Genomic DNA, 21,711 nt, shown 5'->3' with positions numbered 1-21,711 from the left:
GCCATCTCGTTTTTCCATTAGGCGGCGAGTTCCTCAGCAATCGCGCCAGAGAATGCATCCAGGTCACGGGGATTCCGTGACGTAATCAATGTCCAGCCGTTTGCAGGACACCGAATGACGTTTTTATCCACCCAGTCTAGCGCACCCGCATTCAACAGATCGGTCTTGACGCTCTGATAGGACGTCAGTGTCTTCCCCTTCACGACGCCTGCATCGACGAGCACCCATGGGCCATGGCATATCGCGGCAATGGGTTTCGATGCCTTGACGAAGGCCTGTACCAAATGTTGCGCGGCTTCGTTCACGCGAAGCTGGTCCGCATTGACTGTACCGCCTGGCACGACCAGTACGTCGAAATCTTTTGCGGAAACGTTGGCGAGTTTGACGGTGGACTGGACGACGGCGTCCTTTTCCGTATCATGCAGGACCGTCTGCACTGCTCCGCCATCGATCGATGCGTGGATGATCGTGCCGCCGTCCGCGGCCAGCGCTTTCAACGGCTCCAGTAGTTCATCGCGTTCGACGCCAGCGTTTGAGGTGATCAACAGCACTTTTTTACCAGTCAAACGGGTATTCATATGTTTTCTCCAGTCTTGCTTCACGACGAAGGTCGTAACAGGTGCAGCAAGAAGCGGTCCTCGCCAGCAGGAAGGCGATCCCGGTCATGATTCATCTCATGGGGACAGAGGCAAGGGCATGACCGGGAGGCGGCGCTACACGAATGTGCCTGATCCGATCCTGGAAAATACCCTTGAACATCATGGCGGTTATTGCTAAGTCACTGAAAAAAATGATTTTATGGCGCACGACAGGTGTGCGCGGCGTTCGCAGGCTTGCGATACGCTCGTTCTCGTTAAAGAAGAACCAGGGCGAGGAAATGCTGGACGAACTCAGGCCACTCAGTATGACCAGCGATACTGGGGCATGGTTTTGCGCAAAGCCCGTTCAATATCGGCGTGGCGTGCCACCCGCAATTCTCGAAGCATGGCTACGACGCTCTTTTGAGCGATGCCGAGAACCGGGGTTTGACTGTCCCGAAATACGGTGACTGACGTGCAGGATTTGCAAGAGAAACAATTTAAAATAGCCTTGAATCGCCAAAGCGCGGCAGGGAGAGGACGGATGATAAGCAATGAACCGGGTGGTGATGAACGTCCGCCCGTCGATGCCGATGTGGACGACAAGCTATATAGGAAGGTGCTCTGGCGGATTGCACCGATTCTCTTCCTATGCCACGCGATTTCGTTTTTGGATCGGGTGAACATCGGTTTTGCCAAATTGCAGATGCTCGGCGGCCTTCAAATAAGCGATGCCGCGTTCGCATTGGGTGCAAGCGTGTTTTCGTTGGCTACATCGCACTCGAGATTCCCAGCAATATCGTCATGCATCGCGTGGGGGCAAGGTTATGGATCGCCCGGATCATGTTCAGTTGGGGTGTTGTTTCCGTTGGTACGCTGTTTACCGCCGAGCTCGCGCACGTTTTTGGCATCGGCAACGCGACGATGTTCTATGTCATGCGATTCCTGCTAGGGTGCTGTGAGGCAGGCTTCTATCCCGGAATGTTGCTGTATATCAACTACTGGTTTCCTTCAAATCGACAAACCAAGGTCACCTCCGGTCTGTTGCTTGCCTTGCCCTTGAGCCTTGTGTTTGGCGGTCCACTGTCAGGGTGGCTGATGTATCAAACGCAAGGATGGTTTGGTTACAACGGGTGGCAGTGGATGCTGGCGATCGAGGGAACGCCGCCGATCGTGCTGGCTTTTGTGGTGTATTTCGGACTTTCGGATCATATCTCGAAAGCCAGGTGGCTGACGCCGGAGGAGAAGTCGCGCCTGGAGGCAAATTTGGTCGCCGAGCGCGTGACGAAGATTGTGCACTTTGGTGCCGCGGTGCGTGACTATCGCGTCTGGATGGTTGCCGGCATTGTTTTCAGTTACGCAACCGGCTTCTACGGTCTGTCGTTCTGGTTGCCGTCCATCATTCATGTGGGTGGTGTAACGGATACACGGTCGATCGGCTTGCTGACGGCGATCCCGTTCGTGGCCGCGGCGGCGTCCATGTTGTTCAATACCTGGCATTCGAGCAAGACGGGGGAGCGCCGATGGCATGCCGCCATCCCCGCCTTCACGGGTGCGGCCGGTCTGATGCTCAGCGCGGCGTTCCAGGACAATTTACCGCTGGCGATCTTTTTTCTCAGTGTGGCCGCGGCAGGTATTCTTGGTTTGACGCCGGTGGTGTGGACCTATCCCGGCAGTTTGCTCACCGGTACCGCCGCCGCCGCAGGGATCGCGATGATCAATTCCTTCGGCAGTCTTTCTGGCATTGCCGGTTCGATGATCGTGAACGTCATGCGCGAACTGACCGGCAATCTCAATAACGGCACCTATGCGTTAGGCGCGGTCTTGTGCTGTACCGGTATTCTCGTACTCGCCCTTCCGGCGAGCACGTTCGCCGCCGGGAACCGGGGCGTCACGCGTAACACGCTACTCCGCCGGGTGTATTCAAGTCGATTGTCTCGAAAGGTCCCGTGAAAGACCACCGCCAGCCCAGACCGTCACGAACGGTCTTGTCGAATAGCCCAACCGGCGCCGACCAGTCTGGCTCCTACAATGGCAACGGGCTTGCGCAGTCTCAGACTTGATGCATCAACAGTGCTGTCTCCTTTCTATTTGGCACGATGCCAGCCGTCTTTTCAGACGCCATTCAGGCTGCTATTCAAAACGGGCAGAGGGCCCGGCGCATTGTGTTGGACACGTTTTAAGAAAGCCTTGCGATCGATTACTATATGATGCAGTCTTCTGACTGCTTATCATATCGATCATGTTTACTTGTATTAATCAATCCTGCGGCGCGGACTGGCGGCTGTCCGATGTCGATATTCATAACGAGGGCCAAGGGCTGCTCTTCCGCTGCCCGATGTGTGGCGCGCGCAATCATGTGAAGCAAGGCCCCAATTCGCCGGATGGCACGCCAAACTATAAACAGATCTCAAAGACGGAGGCGACCAATGGCGTCTAAGTGGTTGCTTGGTGCATGAACTCCCGGCGATTGGCGCAGGTTTGCTCGGGTGTTTACTTCTTTGACACGCGTCGCGGGATTGAAAGGTCGCGTATGCCGCACTGTTATTTCGATATGGCCATCCGCTGAACCGTGCTATGGCGATCGTGTGGGCATGGCATCATGCTGATCTGCCGCCGATGCCACGTCAGGTTCGAAGAACACCCAGCGCGCAGCCGGAAAACGCTGTTGTAGTGCTGTTTCAATCAGGTTGATCGCGTCGACCTGCGCACGACCGCTTGGATAATCAATCATCTCGGCTTGCACCGCAACGATGATGTGTTGGCCCCATTGCAATGTAATAAGACTGATGAGGTTGCGGATCTCCGGTCGTGCTGTCAAGAACGCCTGTATTTCACGCCGCGTCTCCGGTGCCGCGGACTCGCCGATGATCATCGACTGCACTTCACGCAGCACGAGTCCGGCAACCAGCATCAATACCAGGCCGACGCCGATGGAACCCCATGCGTCGTAGACCGGGTTTCCCGTGAGCGTGGACGCGACAATGGCGATAAACGCGATAGCAAGACCTAGCAAGGCTGCGGTGTCCTCCCCCGTCACCACCAGTAATTCCGACTGCCGCGTCTCACGAAACCAGCGCCATATCGATTTCGTCGGATTTCGCCTGCGGATCTGCTTTAACGCCCCGCTTAGCGATATCCCTTCGAGGACTAGGGACACCAGCAACACGGCGATTGCGACATAGGGGTAGGAGAGGGGCTCGTGATGCGCGAGCCGATGTACCCCTTCATAGGCGGAGAATACCCCGCCGATGAAAAACAGCATCAGCGCCACGATCATCGAATAGAAGTAGCTGACTCGGCCGTTGCCAAGCGGGTGAAGCTCGGACGATGGTTCCTTCGCATGGCGCATCCCGACCAACAGCAGTAACTGATTGGCACAGTCCGCCAAGGAATGGATCGCTTCCGCTAGCATTGCACCAGACCCGGTGAACGCGGCTGCCGCGAACTTGCTGAGGGCGATCAGCGCATTCGCGCCAAGCGCCAGGAAGATAGCGGTGGGAGATTCAGTGGCCATGCGTTTCCTGTACAAAAAAAATGCCGCCATCGAGGGGCGGAACCGATGTTGCGACCAGCTACCCAGGTTATCTCAAATACCGGGAATGACGCTTGGTTCTGAGCACAGCGCTTATACGCGAGGTAAAATCGACTTATGCAAATGATTCTCATTTATTTGCGTTACGCCACTCGATGTTTTATCCTTCGTTCATGCCTTCTTTGGGCCGCAACAATGAGGGTAGGTGAAGGAATGCAGGATGATTGAGCATGCCATGCAATTGGATGCCGCCGGGCGGTGGCCAGCGGATGTGACGATATGGTGCGTCGCAATGCCGCCGCCGGACGCCGCATTAGACGACGGCATGCTTACCGCGTCTGAACGCGCGCGGGCGGCGGCCTATCATCAGGCCGTGGATCGTACACGCTTCGTCGTTGCACGGGGCACGTTGCGCGCCTTGCTTGGCAGTCGCCTCGGGATCAAGGCGGGTGACGTCCGACTGCACGTTGGCATGCATGGTCGACTTGCACTATGTGATAGTGAGAACAGGCTCTCTTTCAACGTGTCGCATTCGGGGGGATATGCCCTGATTGCGATGTCGGACGCACGGCAGGTTGGTATTGATGTCGAATGGTGTGATCCGGCGTTGGACTGGCGATCATTGGTCGACCTCGTGTGCACGCAGCAAGAGCGTTCCGTGCTGTGCTCGCCGGCGAAGTCTGCCGCGTGGCAACGCGAGCGCTTCTTTCAATGTTGGACAGCAAAGGAAGCGCTGCTGAAAACCCTTGGCGTAGGTATTACGGGAGGACTGCAAGGATTGACGCTCGATCTTGCCGACGGGCGAGCGTCGCGTCGCGTTGTGCAAGCGACGCATCAACTGGCTGGCGCATGCGATCTGCGCTATTGCTGGTTCTCCGATATCCCGACGTATATGGGCTGCATCGCGTTTACCTCTGAAGCGGACGTATCGGTATAGGACTATTTAAAGTTACACATTCGCCATCGTATGGCGCGACTGATGTGCAAGGTGAAATATCTTTGTCAGATAGATGTGTTTCTGCATTCCGCACCTGCGAGATCGCGTGGCCCGAGGCGACGTTGATGTGTGCAACTTCACTTGACAGCAAAGTTGACCTACCGGTATTGTGCGTTGGTAACGAAAATGATTCTCATTATGCGTCACAGCGATACGGCGCTGCTTGCGCGGCTATGTCGGGTGGAATAAACGTGTCGGCGGTGAACAAAAAGCGTACTTATCTCATAAAGGTGCAGGCAATGGCTCATCGTGTTCAAGGGGGTGTGCAATGAGTTGGGGTGATGACAATACGCGGTTCCAGGTCGTAATAAACGATGAAGAGCAGTACTCCATCTGGCCGGATTACAAGGCGATGCCGGCAGGTTGGCGTGCGGCTGGAAAGGCTGGCGACAAGGCTGAATGTCTCCAGTGGATCGATGAGGTGTGGACTGATATGCGGCCGCTGAGCTTGCGGAAGGCTATGGCCGAGCAAGCGGCGCCTGACTCGACCGTGTCGCGAAAATGACGTTGACGTTGGTCTGCTTTGCGCATGCCGGCGGAAACGGTGCACTGTTCCGAAGCTGGGCGGCACGGCTGCCTTCGTGGGTAACGGTTCGAGCGGTAACGCTGCCGGGGCGCGGTGCGATGCGGGCATTCACGCCACTCGAGACGTGGCCGGCGGTGCTCGATCATCTCGATCACACGTTGGCGGACGTTGCTGAATCGGACGCTCCCGTTGCCGTATTTGGTCACAGCATGGGTGCGTTGATCGGCTTCGAGTGGTTACAGCGACTGCGGCAGAGACGTGGGCGTCAGGCAGTCTGGTTTGGTGCATCGGGAACCGTCTGGCCGGCGTTACGGGAGGAAGAGGATGGCTGGCTGGTGGCGTCGGCGTCCGAGATGGTGAGTCGTCTGCGCACGCGCGGCGGAACGCCGCCAGCATTGCTCGATGATCCCGCATTTATCGATATGCTGATGCCTGTGCTGCGTGCGGACTTTCATCTCTGTGGCGTTCATCCCGCCTGGTTTCGGGCACGGTGGCGTGCATCATGCGGCATGCATGAAAGCAGCACGACGGATGGTGAGTATGACGCGACACCTCACGACGCCGCCCGGCTGGCGCCACTCGATTGTCCTTTGACGGTGTTCGTTGGACGTGATGATCCTGCCACCGGCAATGATGAAGCAGTGCGATCCTGGTCGTGCGGCACAACCGGACGATTTGGCATACGGCGTTTTGACGGCGGTCATTTTTTTGTCGAATCCGCGGCGGAAGATGTCATGGTCGCCATCGCGCTGGAGCTGGAAGGATGCGCGGCGCATCCATGCTGATGATTGCGCGGACGCAGCAATGGATAGTGCACGCGTGGAGAACCGCCGCGGTGCGCATGGGAATTTTCATGATCGATGCATGGTGCACCGGACAATCGTGAGGCGTGACAGGGAGAGTGGCATGGACAGGCTGACCGATGATGTGATCCGTGACGTGTTTCACACGGACGGTGTGCGAGTCGTCGAAACCCGGATGCAGGCAAACGGCACGACTATGGCGATCTGGTCACCGGACGTATCGGAACAGGTGCCTCTGGCATGCTGCCTCGACGCGTTGCGTACGCATCTCCCACAGGCACTGCTGCGTGATGGCGCGGTTTTGCTGCGAGGATTTGCACCGTTACAGGTCAGCGGGCTCGATGCATTCGCCAGCGCGTTTGGCGATGCCCTGCAAGACTACACGTTTGGTTCAACGCCTCGCAGCCAGGTTGAGGGGCGGGTTTATTCATCGACCGAATATCCGGCGACGCAATGGATCGACCAGCACAATGAGCAGTCGTACACATTGCAATGGCCGAAGCGCATCTGGTTCTATTGCGATATCCCGGCAACGGAAGGCGGCGCGACCCCAATCGCAGACAGCAGGACTGTTTACACCCGACTGCGTGCGCGTCTGCCGCAGACTGTGCTTGACCGTTTCGAACGAGAAGGCGTGATGTATCTGCGTAATTATGGTAACGGGCTCGACGTGCCGTGGGAGCAGGTATTCGGGACATCCGATCGTGACGTGGTGGCAGCCTACTGCACCGCGAATCGTATCGATTACGAATGGCTTGACGACGGTGAAGCACTACGTACCCGCCAAATCTGCCAGGCGGTCTGGCGGCATCCGGTAACGCACGCGCCCGTCTGGTTCAATCAAGCACATTTGTTTCATTTGACAAACCTGCCTGTGCCGCTCCGGGAAGCGCTGTTGGAGGCGGTCGAGCCGGACAGGTTGCCGCGAAACACCTGCTTTGGCGACGGCACCCCGATCGACGACGCCATTCTTGACGAGATCCGAGCGGTATATCAGGAAACAATGTTGTCGTTTACGTGGCGTGAAGGCGATTTGCTGGTGCTGGACAATCTTCTCGCCTCGCATGGGCGGGCGCCGTTTAGTGGCAAACGCCGTGTCGTAGTCGCTATGAGCGGGGCGTCTGGCGCGTAAAGATTGATCAGTCATTTATTTAGGCGGTAACAATGAATAAATATAGGACAACGAAATGGAAGAGATAGGTAATCTTTCTTCGCACGATAAAGTCAATGTCGATGTGGGCGGTGCCTCCTCGTCTTTGTTTAACTTTGCAACGTACGAGGGGAGCAGCGATGACTATCTTGAATTGATTCGGACGTTTGCCGCCGCACCACCTTTCCGCAGCGCGACGGTGGACGAACTGGTGTTGGCGGACGATTTTCACCGTCGGGCCTTGCGACCCGAGGATTTCGAATTTCTGAAATTCCGCAAGCCGGTAAGGCACGACAATGTCAGTCGCCTGCCTTCGCTTGCTTCCCATCGCACGCTGCTGTCGATCTACGAGTTGGATGTAATGCGCCCACCCCGCGCGGCCGACGCTGCCGCGTGGGAGACCTTTACGGCTTTTTACGACGAACGCAATCGTAGCTTGGGTGCGCGCATCGCACCGTTCCTCGAGTCTTACGCATTCTCTTATCTGCGCTCAGGGCCCGTGAATGGCGCACAGAACAGATCAACCGATTCCGTGTTGCTGGCCACGGAGGCATTGTCGCGGATCGTCGACGAAGAACGTGATTTTTGGGATAAGACCTTCGCTCGCCTGCTTCGGCATGACTACTTGCAGGAGGGATTACGCTTCATCATGATTCAGCGCTGGGCGCTGGCGCAGTCACAGCGTCGGGCATTGTCCCGGGCAGCGGGAAGCGGTTTTTTCGATATGCTTTTGGCAAGCGAGTGGCCCAGGCTGCACGGCTTGACGGCGGATGCCGATCCGTTGTCGATCGGTGCGGTCGCGGAGCGGGTTGCGCAAGCCGTCGACGTTACTGGCAAGCCGCACGCCTACTGGCAGTTCTATCTGCCCACCAGCCTTGCAAAGACGAACCTGCTATACGCTCTTGCCCGTCGCCCGGATCGGGCCTTTGCGTTGACGGGGGCCGCCTTCGCCGCGGAGGCCGAATGGCTTGCGTTCGGTGCGGCATTGCAACGAGCCTGTCCGCATCTCGTGCCAGCGGGCCGCGCCGGGACCGTCGACCAGGCGTTCTTGCAGGCACGGTCTGATCTCGACACCCGTTTCAGCCGCACGCTGCGACGATGTGAAGATCGTTACGGCGATGCGGCCTTTGACCAGATCGTATCGGGCTTTCACGCTCGTGAACATCTGTCCGAGCGCGGTCGCTGGGACCTTGGTGAGCAACTTCGCTGGCTGTCGGCGATCCCGCGTTATGTTGCATTCGCGCACCGCATCAGTGAGCGTATCGAGGTCGAATGTCCTGGGATCGATCGTGAAACGTTCGTCGAGCCGCTGGAGATGTGTTCGACGACGCATGTCCACAATGACCATCGGCTGGTGACGATCGAATCGGGAGATATGCTGTTTTGGGGCAATCTGGGCATGCAGTTGGCAATGCATCCTGGTGACAAGGTGTTGATCCCGGACGGCCGACTGCATGGTTCCACCGTCACGTCCGCGGAATGCACGTATCACCAACCGATCATTCCCGACGATTGGGTGGCGGCACTGGTCGCGGAGCTCGACGCGCCGGACGTGGTATCGCCCGGTGACGGGCGCACACAGCCGCCGGCGTCGCCGCGGTCGACGGCCCGGGCCATCGGGTGAATGGCATGGACACCAATCCGAAGCCATTTGCCAGCCTCCTCGATGATCTGGCAGGGCGCTTGCCGATTGATACGATCGACCCGCAACAATGGACTAGCCGCCTGATCGACGGCGAGCGGATGGGCACCGAGACGGATCCTCCCGCATGGCTCTCGTCGTCCTATCAGACGCTGCGCGACCAGGTGATGGACCCGGCGTATCCCTGTTTCTTCGGCACGATGGCGGAGAAACGCGGCGAGATGTTCTACGGGTTCGTTCGAGGCAAGCGTTATGAGACGATGGTGAAGACGATGCGTACGTTTGCGGCGCTATCCGCGATGCCTCGTTTTCGCAAATTCAATATCGCCATTTTCTTCGAACCCGACGCGCTGCCGTTGCCGCATGAGAGCTACCATGATCTGTTCTGGCGCACATTGCAGCATTTGCATGACGTCGACGAGGATCCGGACGCGCCGTACCAGCCGCCGCCATCCGACGAAGCATGGGAATTCGGCTATGCCGGCTTGCAGATGTTCGTTGTCTGTGCATGTCCGTCGTTCCGTCTGCGACATAGCCGGAACCTGGGACCTGGCATGGTGCTATTGTTCCAGCCACGTGCCGTTTTCGTCGATACCATCACGAACAAGGTCATCGGTCGTGAGGCAAGGCAGCAGGTCCGCAAACGTCTGGAAACATGGGACGACGTTACCGCGCATCCGGACCTGGGTTTCTATGGTGATCCCGGCAATCTCGAGTGGCGGCAGTATTTCCTGCCCGATGCCAATTCGCCGTCTGCGGACCGTTGTCCCTTCCTGTCGCGCATTGAGCAATCCAGGCGCAAAGGAGCGCGTGAGGGCGGTGAACCGAATGCACCGGCTCGCCGCGCCGGCGCTGGCGAGGCGCCGACAGCCGGGGCCGATAACGGACATGGCGCGCCCGCCGCGGTGACTGCGCACACCGCGGGTGATAAGAAAACCGTGAATCATGAAGGCTGGCATCGCAATTTGATGCAAAAATGACGGCGGGTCAAAGCGACGCTGCCGTCGCTGCCCGCCCTAGCAAGGAGCACCATGTCGATTTTGTTGCAACTGGTCCGCCAGTCCCGGGGAATGTTGTTGTTGGCGTTACTGTGTAGCCTGATTGGCGGACTCGGGAATGCTGGCTTGCTTGCGCTGATCAATCAGGCGCTGGCCGCGGACGCGTCGTCGCTCTCGCATCTGGGCATGTCGTTTCTGGTGGTCGGCCTGATCGTGCTGGTAACGCGGACCTTGGCGCAAACCTTGTTCATGCGTCTCGGGCAGCAGGTGAAGGCGTCGCTGCGGATGCGAACGATCCGCCGTATTGGCGAGGCGGCGTTTGCCTCGCTCGAACGCCAGGGCGCGGCAAAATCGCTGGCGGTACTGACGCAGGATCTGGATACGATCGTCAGCTTTTTTATTGGCATGCCCGCGCTTGCCACGCAGGGCGCATTGGTCGTCGGCTGCCTGGCGTATCTCGCCTATCTGTCGTGGGGCATCTTTGCGGTGGCGGTGGTGACGATCGTGCTTGGTACCCTGGGGTATCGGATCGCGCATACGAAAGCCTTGTTTCATCTGCGCGCCTCGCGTAAGCGGGAGGACGATCTTGTAAGGCACTTCCGGTCGTTGTTCGATGGCGCGAAGGAGTTGAAGTTGCATCGTGCACGCCGCCGTGCGTTTATCGACGATACGCTTGCGACCAATGTCGAGGCGGTTAGGGTACAACGCACCCGCGGCTATGTCCTGTATGCGGCCGCGAACAGTTGGGGCAATTGTATCTTGTTCGCGTTTATCGGTCTGACGCTCTTTGTGTTTGGTCAACATCTGGGCGCGAGTGCTCACGTGATGTCCGGTTATGCGATCGTGTTTGTCTATATGATCATGCCGATCGAGGCGGTGCTATCGGCCATGCCGATGATCAGCGCCGCTCGGGTGGCCCTCGAGCGCATCGAGCAGGTCAATGGCGAACTGCTGCCGGAACCTGGTGCAGATACGCATGCAGGCAACGATGGGGCGCCGGAAACGGACCGGACGCACATGCGTCAAGTCCCTGTCGGCTCTGCGTCATCGGTCAGCCATAGCGTGTCAGGATCCTTCGGCGAAATCGTGCTGGAAGGCGTTGCGCACCGGTATTTCCGGGAGAAAGAGAACGGGACATTCTCCTTGGGGCCGATAAACGCGACGTTCAAGCCGGGCGAAATCGTGTATCTGATTGGCGGAAATGGCAGCGGCAAGACAACGCTCGCCAAGATGCTCGTTGGACTCTATGCGCCAGAGGACGGACGGATCGTCGTGGATGGGAAGGTGATCGATGAGCAGCATCGTGAAGCGTATCGTCAGTTGTTTTCCGTGGTGTTCAGCGACTTCTTCCTGTTCGACAATCTGCTGGGTCTCGATGCGACAGCGGGCAAGGTGGATGATGAGGTGAGTCGATTGCTTTCCGAGCTGCAACTGGATCACAAGGTCAACGTGCGCGACGGGGTGTTTTCGACATTGAATCTTTCACAGGGTCAACGCAAACGGTTGGCGTTGCTGGTGGCGTATCTCGAAGATCGACCATTCTATGTTTTCGATGAGTGGGCGGCCGACCAGGACCCGCTGTTCAAGGACGTGTTCTATCGGCAACTGCTACCGGCGTTGCGGGCACGCGGAAAAGCAGTGTTGGTGATTACGCATGATGATCGGTACTTTCCGCTTGCAGACCGTTACCTGAAACTGGAATACGGGCAGTTGATCGAGCACGGTGACGGCGAGGCACTGGTCTCGGGCGCTGCCGCCACGAATGCGGATACCACGGGGCGCGCATCGGTCGCGGCCGTTGTTGCCGATTGAACTCCCCTCTTTTTTTGCAGGCGAATGCCGAAATGCCATTGTCACAGCATAAGATCGATATCGAGATACCCGCGGCGCAGCTGTCACGTGATGTGGCGTCGTCCGTGACGGCGCCCCTTTTCACGTTGACCGAGGCGACGTTTCGAGTGCGGGATAGGACGTTACTGCAGCCGTTGACCCTGTCCGTGCCAAAGGGGCGTGTTTGTGGATTGATCGGTCACAACGGATCGGGAAAATCGACGCTGCTGAAACTGCTGGCGCGCCAGTATGCGCCGAGTGCCGGCGAAGTATGTTTCGATGGCCGTGCTCTGTCGCAGTGGTCCAGCCGGGCACTGGCGCGTCGCCTGGCTTATCTGCCGCAGCAGCAGCCATCAGCGAACGGGATGACGGTGCGTGAACTGGTGTCGCTGGGCCGCTATCCCTGGCATGGCGCGCTGGGACGGTTTACGCAGCAGGATCGGGAGAAGGTCGACGAAGCACTGACATTGACCGATCTGCACGACTACGCCAATCGTCAGGTCGATCTGCTGTCGGGCGGCGAACGGCAACGCGCCTGGATCGCCATGCTGGTGGCGCAAGATAGCGACTGCCTGTTGCTGGACGAGCCCATCTCCGCCCTTGATATCGGGCATCAGATCGAGGTACTGGATTTGGTCCGGACGTTGAGTACACGCAATGGCCTGGGCGTAATCGTGGTTTTGCACGACATCAATATGGCGGTGCGCTTCTGTGATGATCTGATTGCCTTGAAAAGTGGTGCGTTGCTCGCGAAAGGCCCGGCCGTCGATCTGGTGGAAGCGGACATGCTGGGCACGATTTACGGCGTCAGGATGGGCACGCTGCCGCATCCGGCGGGCGGCCCACCCATCAGCTTCGCTTACTGACGCGAAATAACCATCCGGTACGCCGGATGCGCAAGAAAGTACTGTATAGGTCTACTAAGCAGGTAGCGGAGATAAGCGTGACATGCAAAGGCATGTTCTCGCACCACGACCTTTTAGTGATTGCGCCATGCGCATGTCACCGATGAGGTGCTTGGCGGGGGCGGCGTGCATGCACGCGAATGCATCGAGGAGACATGGATGACGACGATCGATCTCGACAGCGGATCACAAGCAGAGATGCGACAGGATGGGCAGGATGATGCCCGCGCTACACCACATACGGCGTATGGTAATGTGCCGCCGCTGGCCACCCGCGACGAGCCGCTGGCAACCGACAGCGGGATGACCGGCGCGCAAGAGATCGGCCCGATTCGGGACGCGCTGACGGCGCTGCACGGGCAGGCGGCACGCCATCCGCATCGCGTGGCGTTGCGTTACCTGGCGGACGGTGACCACGAGGGCGTCGTCCATACGCTGACCTATGCGGCGTTGGTACGAGAGGCACGCCAACTCGCGCGGCTCCTCATGCGGCATGCTGAACCGGGGGCACGGGTTGTACTGATGCTCCCGAGCGGCATCCGCTATGCGGTAGCGTTCTTCGCCTGCCAGTATGCGCGCATGATCGCCGTGCCGGCCTATCCGCCGGAGGGGCGGGACATGCGCATGAGCGCGCATGTGCAACGGCTTCGCCGCATCGTCGCGGACTGCGACGCGCGTATTGTGATGCTTCCCGCGCACGCCACGCAAGATGCGACCGAGGGTTCTCGTGACAGCGTTTTCTCGGGTGCGGGGCTGCTGGACGCCACGCCGTTAGGGGACGATCTGGCAATGCTCGCGACGGTCGCACTCGAGGTATTACCGTCTGGCACACTCCACGCCACCTCCTTGGGCCCGAGTGTGAATCCGTCGACCGGCACGCTTGCGACGCATGCCATGCCCGATGCGATCTGCTTTTTGCAATACACCTCCGGTTCGACGGCATCGCCGAAGGGTGTGATGGTCAGCCACGCCAACCTGTTGGCGAACGTGGCCGCCCTCGCGTATGCGTGGCAGTGTACCGAGGCGGATCGGATGTTCTCCTGGCTGCCGCTTTATCACGATATGGGACTGATTGGCGGTTTGCTGTTGCCGATCTTGCATGGATTCCCGGTGACATTGATATCCCCCGCGCATTTTCTCGAACGGCCGTCGCGTTGGCTGCGCGGCATTGCCGCGGAGCGTGCCACGGTCAGTGGTGGCCCGGATTTCGCATTTCGATTGTGTATCGACCGGATGCGACACCGCGCGATCGATGGCGGCGGTGATTCGCGCATCGATGGTCCCGATCTGCGCGGCTGGCGTCTTGCGTTTTGTGGTTCGGAGCCGATCAGACAGTCGACGATGGACGGTTTCGCCACGCATTTCGCGCCGTACGGTTTTGCATCGACATCGCTCTATCCCTGCTACGGCCTGGCCGAGGCAACGTTGATCGTCAGCGGTGGTGTGGCAGGCACCGGCGCATCGCCCGCCTGGTTTAGCGTGCAAGCGTTGCGCGAGACACCTGCGCGTGGGGTGTCGGTAAACGGGAGTGTTGCCCAGGGCGAGGGCGGCAGCGCGGCGAAGACGATCGTCGGTTGCGGCAGCGTCGTCCCGTATCACGAGATGGCCATTGTCGGCGATGACGGGCAGCGTGTGCCGGACGGTGAAGTGGGGGAAATCTGGTGCAGCGGGCCGAGCATCGCGCAAGGCTATTGGCGTAATCCGGCCGCCTCCGATGCGGCCTTTGTCCGCCCGGCATTTGCACCAGATGCGCGCTGGTTGCGTACTGGCGACCTCGGGTTTGTCGATGCCGGTCAGGTGTTCCTATGCGGACGGCGCAAGGACATCTTGATCGTGCGTGGTGAAAATGTGTATCCCCAGGATCTGGAGGCGTTGCTGGCGGACAGGGTACCGGGTCTGAGGCGCGGCCGTATCTCCGTGTTTCCCGTGCCTATGCCGGAGGCGTCCGATGCGGGCCTTGAGGAATCGAGCGAGGGTATCGGCATTGCCGCCGAGGTGCCTAGAGGCAAGGCGCGCCATGCCGCGATCGACACGCTCGTAGGCGACATCGCGGCCGCACTCGGCGAAGCGTACCAATATCGTAGCGATGTCGTACTGCTGCTTGAACCTGGTGATTTGCCTCGCACCTCGAGCGGCAAGTTACAGCGTGGCGCTTGTTATGCCGCCTGGCGCGACGGCACTTTGGTGCCCTACGCGGTCTACGACCGGCGTGGGTCGCCGCCAGCCACGTCATCGTCGTCCGACACGTCTCAGACGTCGACTGGTGCGACGACGGTTGCACGAGCGTCGTCCACCGGAGCACCGCCTCCGCGCGAACGCGAAACTGGATGGTCCGCCACGGCCCGTCTTATTGCCGATGTGTGGCATGACGTCCTGAGACGCGACAATGAGGGAGATGCGCTCGCCGTCGACGCGGCCGTCGCGCGCGACGATCAAGCAACGGTCGAGAATCGGCACGCGCGCGAGGTACCCGCTTTACGACCCGACAGTGATTTCTTTGCAATGGGTGGCCGGTCCTTGCTGGCGACCCGCGTCGCCGCGCGACTGCGTGCCGTGACGGAGCGGCCCGTGCCGGTCGGGATGTTGTTTCGCTACCCTGTACTACGTGATCTTGCTGCGGCGTTGGACCATGCGTGGTCGGTGGAGGACATCGAAACGACAAAGGGAATAGCGAACGAGCATGATGCGAGACAAGCGGTGTCGCCTGAAACGCCGCACGCCGCGGTGGGGCACGGCGCGATGGTGTCATTACACGATGCGACATCCCCGCCTCTGCAGACGGCGCCTCTCTCGTTGCAACAGCAGCGATTGTGGGTGTTATGGCAGATGGATCCGGACAGTTCCGCGTATAACGTCAGCGCCACCGTGACGATCGACGGCGCCGTTTCCACTGCTGGATTACAGGACGCCGTGGAAGCGGTGATACGTCGGCACGATGCCCTGCGTACCCGTTTCGTGACCGACGAGGACGATTGTCCGCTGCAGCAGATCCTGCCGCCGCACGCCGTGGCGCAAGCGTGGGATTGGCGAGAGGTGGTTGGCGTATCGGAGACGCTTGGTGGGACATTGCGCGATGCGGCGCGTGTACCGTTCGATCTGAATGCCGGTCCATTGTTGCGTGTCATCCATCATGTGCTGGGCGCGACGCGGCACGTTGTGCAGTTTGTGCTACACCATATCGTCACGGATGGGTGGTCGATCGATTTGATGCTGCGCGAATGGGCGCAGGCGGTGCGTGCGCCTGCAATGTACGCGGCTCTGGCGCCGCTTCCCATCAGCTATCCCGACTATGCCGTGATGCAACGGGCCCAGGTTGGCGGGGCCGGACGCGCCGAGTACGATCGGCAACGCGACTATTGGCGTCGGCGCCTGCAAGCAGTGCCCGCGGTATGGCCGTTGGCGCCGGATATACCCGGCAACGGCGATCACATATCGGCACCGGTGCATTCCCCTTCATGTGACAAGGCAACCTTGGACGGTCTCGCTGGAGACAGCCGCGCCGACGTTGCCACGGATGCCCTATTCGGTGCGGCGCGCCTGACGCTCGCGATGCCATCGGCGCTGACGCGGGCGATAGATGATCTGGCCCGGAAGCAGGCCGTGACCCGTTTTTCCGTTTGCCTCGCGGCGCTCGATGCGTTGTTGTATCGCGATGCCGGTCATCGTGATCTGACCATCGCGGTACCGGTGGCGGGTCGTGACGATCCGCGGTTGGAAACAGCGATCGGCTTCTTCGTCAATACGCTTGTCGTTCGATCGACAGTCGACGGTGCGCAGCCGTTCACGACCTTGCTGCGCAGTGTGCATCACGACAGCCTTCAGGCACAGGCACATGGCGCCGTGCCGTTCGATCGCGTCGTGGCCGATGTGCGTCGTGATGCCCTGGCGTCCCGCAAGGACGCCAGGGCATTGGATAGCGATCGTGCCGATCGCGCGGGTGATGATACCCATCGCGCGAACGGCGCGGCTGGTGTTGCGGCGGCATCTGGCATGAACAACATGTCGCATGGGCGTGCCGCCGACATCGCAATGCCGCCCGATCATCCGCTGGCGAATCCGTTCACGCAGATCAAGTTGGTGCTGCACGATGCGCTGCCGCGCACACTGGTGCTGGGTGAACGCATGGACGGGACGGGGGCGCCGTTGACCGGAAAGGTATCGAACGCCGATGCCAGTGATGCGCGTTTCGCGATTGCGCTGGACCTGGTGCCAACTGATGCCGGGGGCCAGCCGGCCATCGAAGCGGTGTTCGCCTATGCCCCCACGCTCTACAGCGCCGCGCGGATGGCGCGATTCGCAGCAGACTATCAGACGCTATTGACGCGGGTAAGCCGCGCGCCGGAGACGGTGCTGGACGCGCTGTAAGTCGCCGTAGCAACGCTTATTTTTGGAATATCGATCATGCAAAACCCGAACCCGTCGAAACTTTTGTCGCCGTCACACGATGTGAACGGATTGACCGATCGCCCGGGGCACGGCGAAGCGGCGATGGCGGCCTCCATCCTGGGCCGTGTTGCCGCGCATCTGCGCGATCGGCCGGACGCAATCGCCATCGTCGACGGCACCACGCGTCTGGATTGGCGTGCGCTCGGGCGACAGGTTGCGCGAATCACGGCGCGCCTGAGGGATGCAGGCGTGACGCCCGGTGCACGCGTGGCGCTCGCGTTGCCTCGTAGCGCCGACTTTGTCGCATCGGTACTGGCGGTCTGGCGTTTGCGCGCGTGCTACGTGCCGTTTGATCCGGCCATGCCCCCGGTGCGTTTGCAATACCAGGCATCAGACAGTGGCGCGCGCGCATGCATCACGCGCGGCGCACAACGTCCTGACTGGTTGCCGGACAATATGGTGGTCGTGGCGGCGGGCATCGATGATACCGGGCCTTCAGATCGGTACGCCGCGGGTTCCGGCGTGGCGGACGGTCTCGATGGGACGGTCGATCGCGTGGATGATAGTCATATCTTGGCGCCCTGGCCAGCGTATGTCATTTATACGTCCGGTTCCACCGGGCGGCCGAAGGGTGTGTCGATATCGCACCGGGCGCTGCATGCCTACCTCGACGGCGTGGCCACGCGGCTGCCGGCATCATCGATAGGCAGCGCCGCGTGGATCTCTACACCGGCCGCGGACCTGGGACATACCGTGCTGTTCGGCGCGCTATGGCATGGTTGGACGCTGCATGTCGTGAGCGCCGATCTCGCTGCCGATGCCGATGAGTTCGCCGCGTACATGCGCGCGGCCCGCATTGATTTGATCAAGATCGTTCCCGGTCATTTGAATGGCTTGCTGCAGGCGGCCAACCCCGCGGATGTGCTGCCGAGGCAGTGTGTCGTGCTAGGGGGCGAGCCCTGCGCCTGGCAACTGGTTGCGCGCATCCTCGCTTTGCGTCCAGCTTGTCGCGTCATCAATCATTACGGTCCTACCGAGAGCACCGTTGGGGTGCTGACCCACGAGGTCGATCCGGCATTGGTCACGCATGCCATCGATGACGCGGCGGGACCCGACGCGGGCCTGTCCATGGAATCGATGCAACAGACGCGAGCGGATCGATCGGCGCTATCTACAAAGACCTTTCCCGGCGTGACCGTTCCGCTGGGCCGTCCGTTACCCGGCGTTGTCGCGTGCCTGATCGGCGATGATGGCACGCTGCTCGACGGTGAACAGACGGGCGAGCTTTGCATCGGTGGCGCCAGTGTCGCGGACGGCTATCTGCACCAACCATCGCTTAGCGCGGCCCGTTTCGTGCCAGGTTCGCTGATCCAGGGCGAGGCCGCGAACGAGACCAGCCGCGCTCGTGATGCGATGCAAGCCCAGGCTGATGGCTTGCGATTGTATCGCACTGGCGACCGCGTTCGTCGATTGGCGGATGGGGCCTTCCTGTTCCTCGGACGTATCGACGACCAGGTCAAGGTTCGCGGTTATCGGGTGGAATTGGAGGAAGTCGCCGCGCAACTGCGCGGATTGCATCATGTCCGGGACGCGGTTGTGATCGCCCGGGCCGATGGCGATGCGCCGCCGCAATTGCATGGGTATCTAGCCGGTCCGGCGGACCTGGACATCGATGCCTTTCGCGCGCTGCTCGCGTCGCGCTTGCCCGACTACATGGTCCCATCGACGCTGCAAGTATTGCCCGTGCTTCCGGTGACGCCGAACGGCAAGATCGACCGCGCCGCGCTACCCGATCCCAAGCCACTGCCACGCGCGATGGCCCAGGTACACGGGGCCGTCGCGCGTGAGAACAGTCCGGCTGCGGGCGGTCCCTCCGGGCAGACATCGGTCGCGGCGATGCAGAAAGTGGATACGAACCAGAACGATCCCGCGTCGACATTGCTTGCGATCTGGCGACAAGTGTTGCGGCGCGATGATATCGACATGGAGGACAACTTTTTCGAGATAGGCGGCGACTCGATCCTGAGTTTGCAGATCATCGCGAAGTGGCGACGTGTGGGTTGGAAACTGACACCGAAGCAGATGTTCGCGCATCCGACGGTCGCGGGTGCCGCGCAAGTGGCGCAGCGGATCGATACGCCGACGGGGGCCGCGGGGACAGCGACGTCCGCGACGACCACGACAGTGGTGTCCGGAAACAACGTGAACGTTACCCCGCACGCACCGGCGCCGCAGGAAAGCGCGCCAGCCGACGCGACGGTGACGGGACATCGGGTTGGCGCGCCACAGCCAGCGAAGCACGCAACCCCAGCGACGTCCATGCGATATCCGGCTACGCCGATGCAACAGGGGCTGCTGTTCCACGCGATGCGTGACGCGGCACAGGGCGTTTATCTCGGGCAGTTGCGTCTGACGCTGGATGGGGTCGCGGCGGATTTGATGCGAGAGGCCTGGCAATGTGTGCTGGATCGTCATCCGGTCTTGCGTACCGCGTTTGACTGGCCGAGCGACAGTGACGCGTGGCAAGTCGTCGCTTCTGATGTGGCGGTGCCATGGACGGTTCATGACTACCGGGAGCGGACGGATTATGAGGCGCATTACGTGGCGGCTCGCGATGCCGATCTGGCGCGCGGAATCGATACGCGCCATGCGCCGCTATTTCGCGTGGCGCTGTTCCAGCGTCCCGATGGCGCGGCGGATCTGCTGTGGACCCACCATCATGTCTTGACCGATGGGTGGAGCACGGCGCAGTTGATCGCCGAAGTGCTTGAAGCGTATCAAGCAAAGGTTGCCGGCAATTCGCTGGACTACGTGCCTGCTGCCAGCAGTTACGCGGACTATGTCGCTTGGCGTGGCGCGCAGCCTGATGGCCATGCTTTCTGGCAAGCACGCCTGGCGGCTCGCGATGCACCCGCCATGGTTGCTGATATCGCTGCGTTGCCCTTGGGGCGCTCGATCAAGCCAGCCGATGTCAGCGAGGCAAGCGTATGCCACGACATCAACACGGTGCGTCACCAACGGATTATGCACGCCGCGTCTCGTGCCCAAGTGACGTTGTCCACGTTGCTGCAAGCCGCGTGGGCGTTGGTGTTGACGCAATATGCCGGCAGGACGCAGGCGGTTTTCGGCGTCACGTTGTCCGGGCGTCCCGAGGCATTGCCGGAAAGTGATCGGACGATCGGACTGTTTATCAACACGCTGCCGGTATGGATCGATGTGGAACGGACACGGCCATTGATACAGTGGTTGCGCGATCTGCAATCCGCGAGCGTGTCCCTGCATGAGGTTGCGCACACGCCGTTGCAGCATCTGCAGCAGTGGGCTGGTGCGCCGACCGCACCACTGTTCGACAGCACGCTGGTGGTGGAAAACTATCCGTTGGACGCCCGGTTGCGAGGCGATGCGGCAAGGGTTCCGGATGGTCCGCGGGTGCGCGCGATTGAAGCGCGCGACCGTACGCATCTGCCACTGACGATCGTGGTCGCTCCCGCGCATCTAATAGGAAACGACGGCGTTACCGATCGTGCCGGCCCCGGCGCGGCGTTGCGCGTTTCCTGGCGTTGGCAACCTCAGACGTGTGATGGGACGGTGATTCGACGTATGGCTGGCGCATTCGATGGGATGTTGGATCAACTCGTGGCATCCGTGATCGAACGCGCGGGCCAGGATGCGTCCTCTCACAAGGTGTGCGTGCGCGACGTCTTGGCAAGCGCGACTGCTACGCAACGTGCATTGTCGCCGGTTGCGGCATCAGGATCGCTGTCGGACTGCCTGCCTTCCACTTCGACGCCCGTCGCCTTCCAGTCGGTGATGTCGCGTATCGCGGCACAGGCCGTGGCAAGGGCTGAGTGTGTCGCGATCACGGCGTTCAGTGCGTCATCCGACGGACCAGGACGCGGCAATGCCCTTGACGTCGCACCGCGTGGCATCGAGGCCATGCAAGACGATCATGGCAAGCAGGCCGCGTCGCGGGAGACAACGGATCTCGATTACGCCGCCTTGATGCACGTATCGGCGCGGATCGCGCGTCGCTGCCTTATGGCGCTTGTGCAGAGCAAGGCAGGGACGGAGCCTCGCATCGGTGTCGCGCTCCCGCGTGATATCCACCTCGTGCCGTCGCTGCTGGGCGTGTTGCGCGCCGGTGCGGTGTATGTGCCGCTCGATCCCGAGAATCCCGATGCACGCCTGGCGTATATCGGCCGTGACGCCGCCCTTGATGCGTTGATTGTCGATCCGGCCTTGGTCGAACGTTTTTCGGCGCTGTTGCCTGACGTTCCACGCATTGTCGTTGATGTGACGTTTAAGAGCCCTGGCGATTCATCCGCTGATGTACAGGCAATCGACGGCGACGATGCGATGTC

The 21,711-nt window shown here is 60.4% G+C and carries 14 protein-coding genes and 2 pseudogenes; 13 read left to right on the top strand and 3 right to left on the bottom strand.

Going from position 1 to position 21,711, the window contains the following annotated elements:
• Positions 1 to 17: 17 nt before the first annotated feature.
• Positions 18 to 578, bottom strand: coding sequence for a DJ-1/PfpI/YhbO family deglycase/protease (locus WM40_RS09805; RefSeq protein WP_046152781.1), 561 nt, complete (start codon positions 576 to 578; stop codon positions 18 to 20).
• Positions 579 to 751: 173 nt separating this feature from the next.
• Between WM40_RS09805 and WM40_RS30050 the strand changes: the two genes are divergently transcribed.
• Positions 752 to 1,048 carry a hypothetical protein gene (locus WM40_RS30050; protein ID WP_157685073.1) on the top strand — a complete coding sequence of 99 codons (297 nt, stop codon included), beginning with the start codon at positions 752 to 754 and terminating at the stop codon, positions 1,046 to 1,048.
• Between the two features lie 181 nt (positions 1,049 to 1,229).
• Positions 1,230 to 2,270 (top strand): annotated as a pseudogene (locus tag WM40_RS09800) (MFS transporter); the annotation flags it as partial.
• 202 nt (positions 2,271 to 2,472) lie between these two features.
• On the opposite strand, the pseudogene WM40_RS31325 reads toward WM40_RS09800, so the two are convergent.
• Positions 2,473 to 2,571 (bottom strand): annotated as a pseudogene (locus WM40_RS31325) (3-hydroxyacyl-CoA dehydrogenase); the annotation flags it as partial.
• 249 nt (positions 2,572 to 2,820) lie between these two features.
• Here WM40_RS31325 and WM40_RS31320 point away from each other — a divergent pair.
• Positions 2,821 to 3,018 (top strand): hypothetical protein, encoded by a 198-nt coding sequence (locus WM40_RS31320; protein ID WP_046152780.1) that lies wholly within the window; start codon positions 2,821 to 2,823, stop codon positions 3,016 to 3,018.
• 135 nt (positions 3,019 to 3,153) lie between these two features.
• Here WM40_RS31320 and WM40_RS09790 read toward each other — a convergent pair whose 3' ends face one another.
• On the bottom strand, positions 3,154 to 4,095 hold the full coding sequence (locus WM40_RS09790; protein ID WP_024903965.1) for a cation diffusion facilitator family transporter: 942 nt from the start codon (positions 4,093 to 4,095) through the stop codon (positions 3,154 to 3,156).
• A 238-nt stretch (positions 4,096 to 4,333) separates the two neighbouring features.
• Here WM40_RS09790 and WM40_RS09785 point away from each other — a divergent pair, with 238 nt between their 5' ends.
• From WM40_RS09785 to WM40_RS09740, 10 genes are all read left to right on the top strand, one after another.
• Positions 4,334 to 5,050: a 4'-phosphopantetheinyl transferase family protein gene (locus WM40_RS09785; RefSeq protein WP_024903966.1), complete on the top strand. Its 717-nt coding sequence runs from the start codon at positions 4,334 to 4,336 to the stop codon at positions 5,048 to 5,050.
• A 328-nt stretch (positions 5,051 to 5,378) separates the two neighbouring features.
• Positions 5,379 to 5,615 (top strand): MbtH family protein, encoded by a 237-nt coding sequence (locus WM40_RS09780; protein WP_024903967.1) that lies wholly within the window; start codon positions 5,379 to 5,381, stop codon positions 5,613 to 5,615.
• On the top strand, positions 5,612 to 6,421 hold the full coding sequence (locus WM40_RS09775; protein WP_024903968.1) for a thioesterase II family protein: 810 nt from the start codon (positions 5,612 to 5,614) through the stop codon (positions 6,419 to 6,421). Before WM40_RS09780 ends, WM40_RS09775 begins: the two co-directional genes overlap by 4 nt.
• Positions 6,422 to 6,542: 121 nt before the next feature.
• Positions 6,543 to 7,571: a TauD/TfdA family dioxygenase gene (locus WM40_RS09770; RefSeq protein ID WP_051504497.1), complete on the top strand. Its 1,029-nt coding sequence runs from the start codon at positions 6,543 to 6,545 to the stop codon at positions 7,569 to 7,571.
• A 55-nt stretch (positions 7,572 to 7,626) separates the two neighbouring features.
• Positions 7,627 to 9,213, top strand: coding sequence for a cupin domain-containing protein (locus WM40_RS09765; protein WP_046152779.1), 1,587 nt, complete (start codon positions 7,627 to 7,629; stop codon positions 9,211 to 9,213).
• Between the two features lie 5 nt (positions 9,214 to 9,218).
• Positions 9,219 to 10,211 carry a YqcI/YcgG family protein gene (locus tag WM40_RS09760; RefSeq protein ID WP_082102554.1) on the top strand — a complete coding sequence of 331 codons (993 nt, stop codon included), beginning with the start codon at positions 9,219 to 9,221 and terminating at the stop codon, positions 10,209 to 10,211.
• Positions 10,212 to 10,262: 51 nt separating this feature from the next.
• The gene (locus WM40_RS09755; protein ID WP_024903972.1) at positions 10,263 to 12,041 is read left to right on the top strand and encodes a cyclic peptide export ABC transporter; all 1,779 of its coding nucleotides are present in this window, start codon (positions 10,263 to 10,265) and stop codon (positions 12,039 to 12,041) included.
• A 32-nt stretch (positions 12,042 to 12,073) separates the two neighbouring features.
• Positions 12,074 to 12,925, top strand: coding sequence for an ATP-binding cassette domain-containing protein (locus tag WM40_RS09750; RefSeq protein ID WP_024903973.1), 852 nt, complete (start codon positions 12,074 to 12,076; stop codon positions 12,923 to 12,925).
• Between the two features lie 198 nt (positions 12,926 to 13,123).
• On the top strand, positions 13,124 to 17,329 hold the full coding sequence (locus WM40_RS09745) for an AMP-binding protein (RefSeq protein WP_157685764.1): 4,206 nt from the start codon (positions 13,124 to 13,126) through the stop codon (positions 17,327 to 17,329).
• Positions 17,330 to 17,365: 36 nt separating this feature from the next.
• The coding region (locus WM40_RS09740; RefSeq protein ID WP_157685763.1) for an AMP-binding protein at positions 17,366 to 21,711 on the top strand (4,346 nt) is incomplete at its 3' end.

It is taken from the genome of Robbsia andropogonis (genome assembly GCF_000970345.1).
GTDB classification, from domain to species: Bacteria; Pseudomonadota; Gammaproteobacteria; order Burkholderiales; family Burkholderiaceae; genus Robbsia; species Robbsia andropogonis.
Note: the sequence above shows the minus strand (reverse complement) of the source record. Positions and strands in the feature narration are given on the sequence as shown.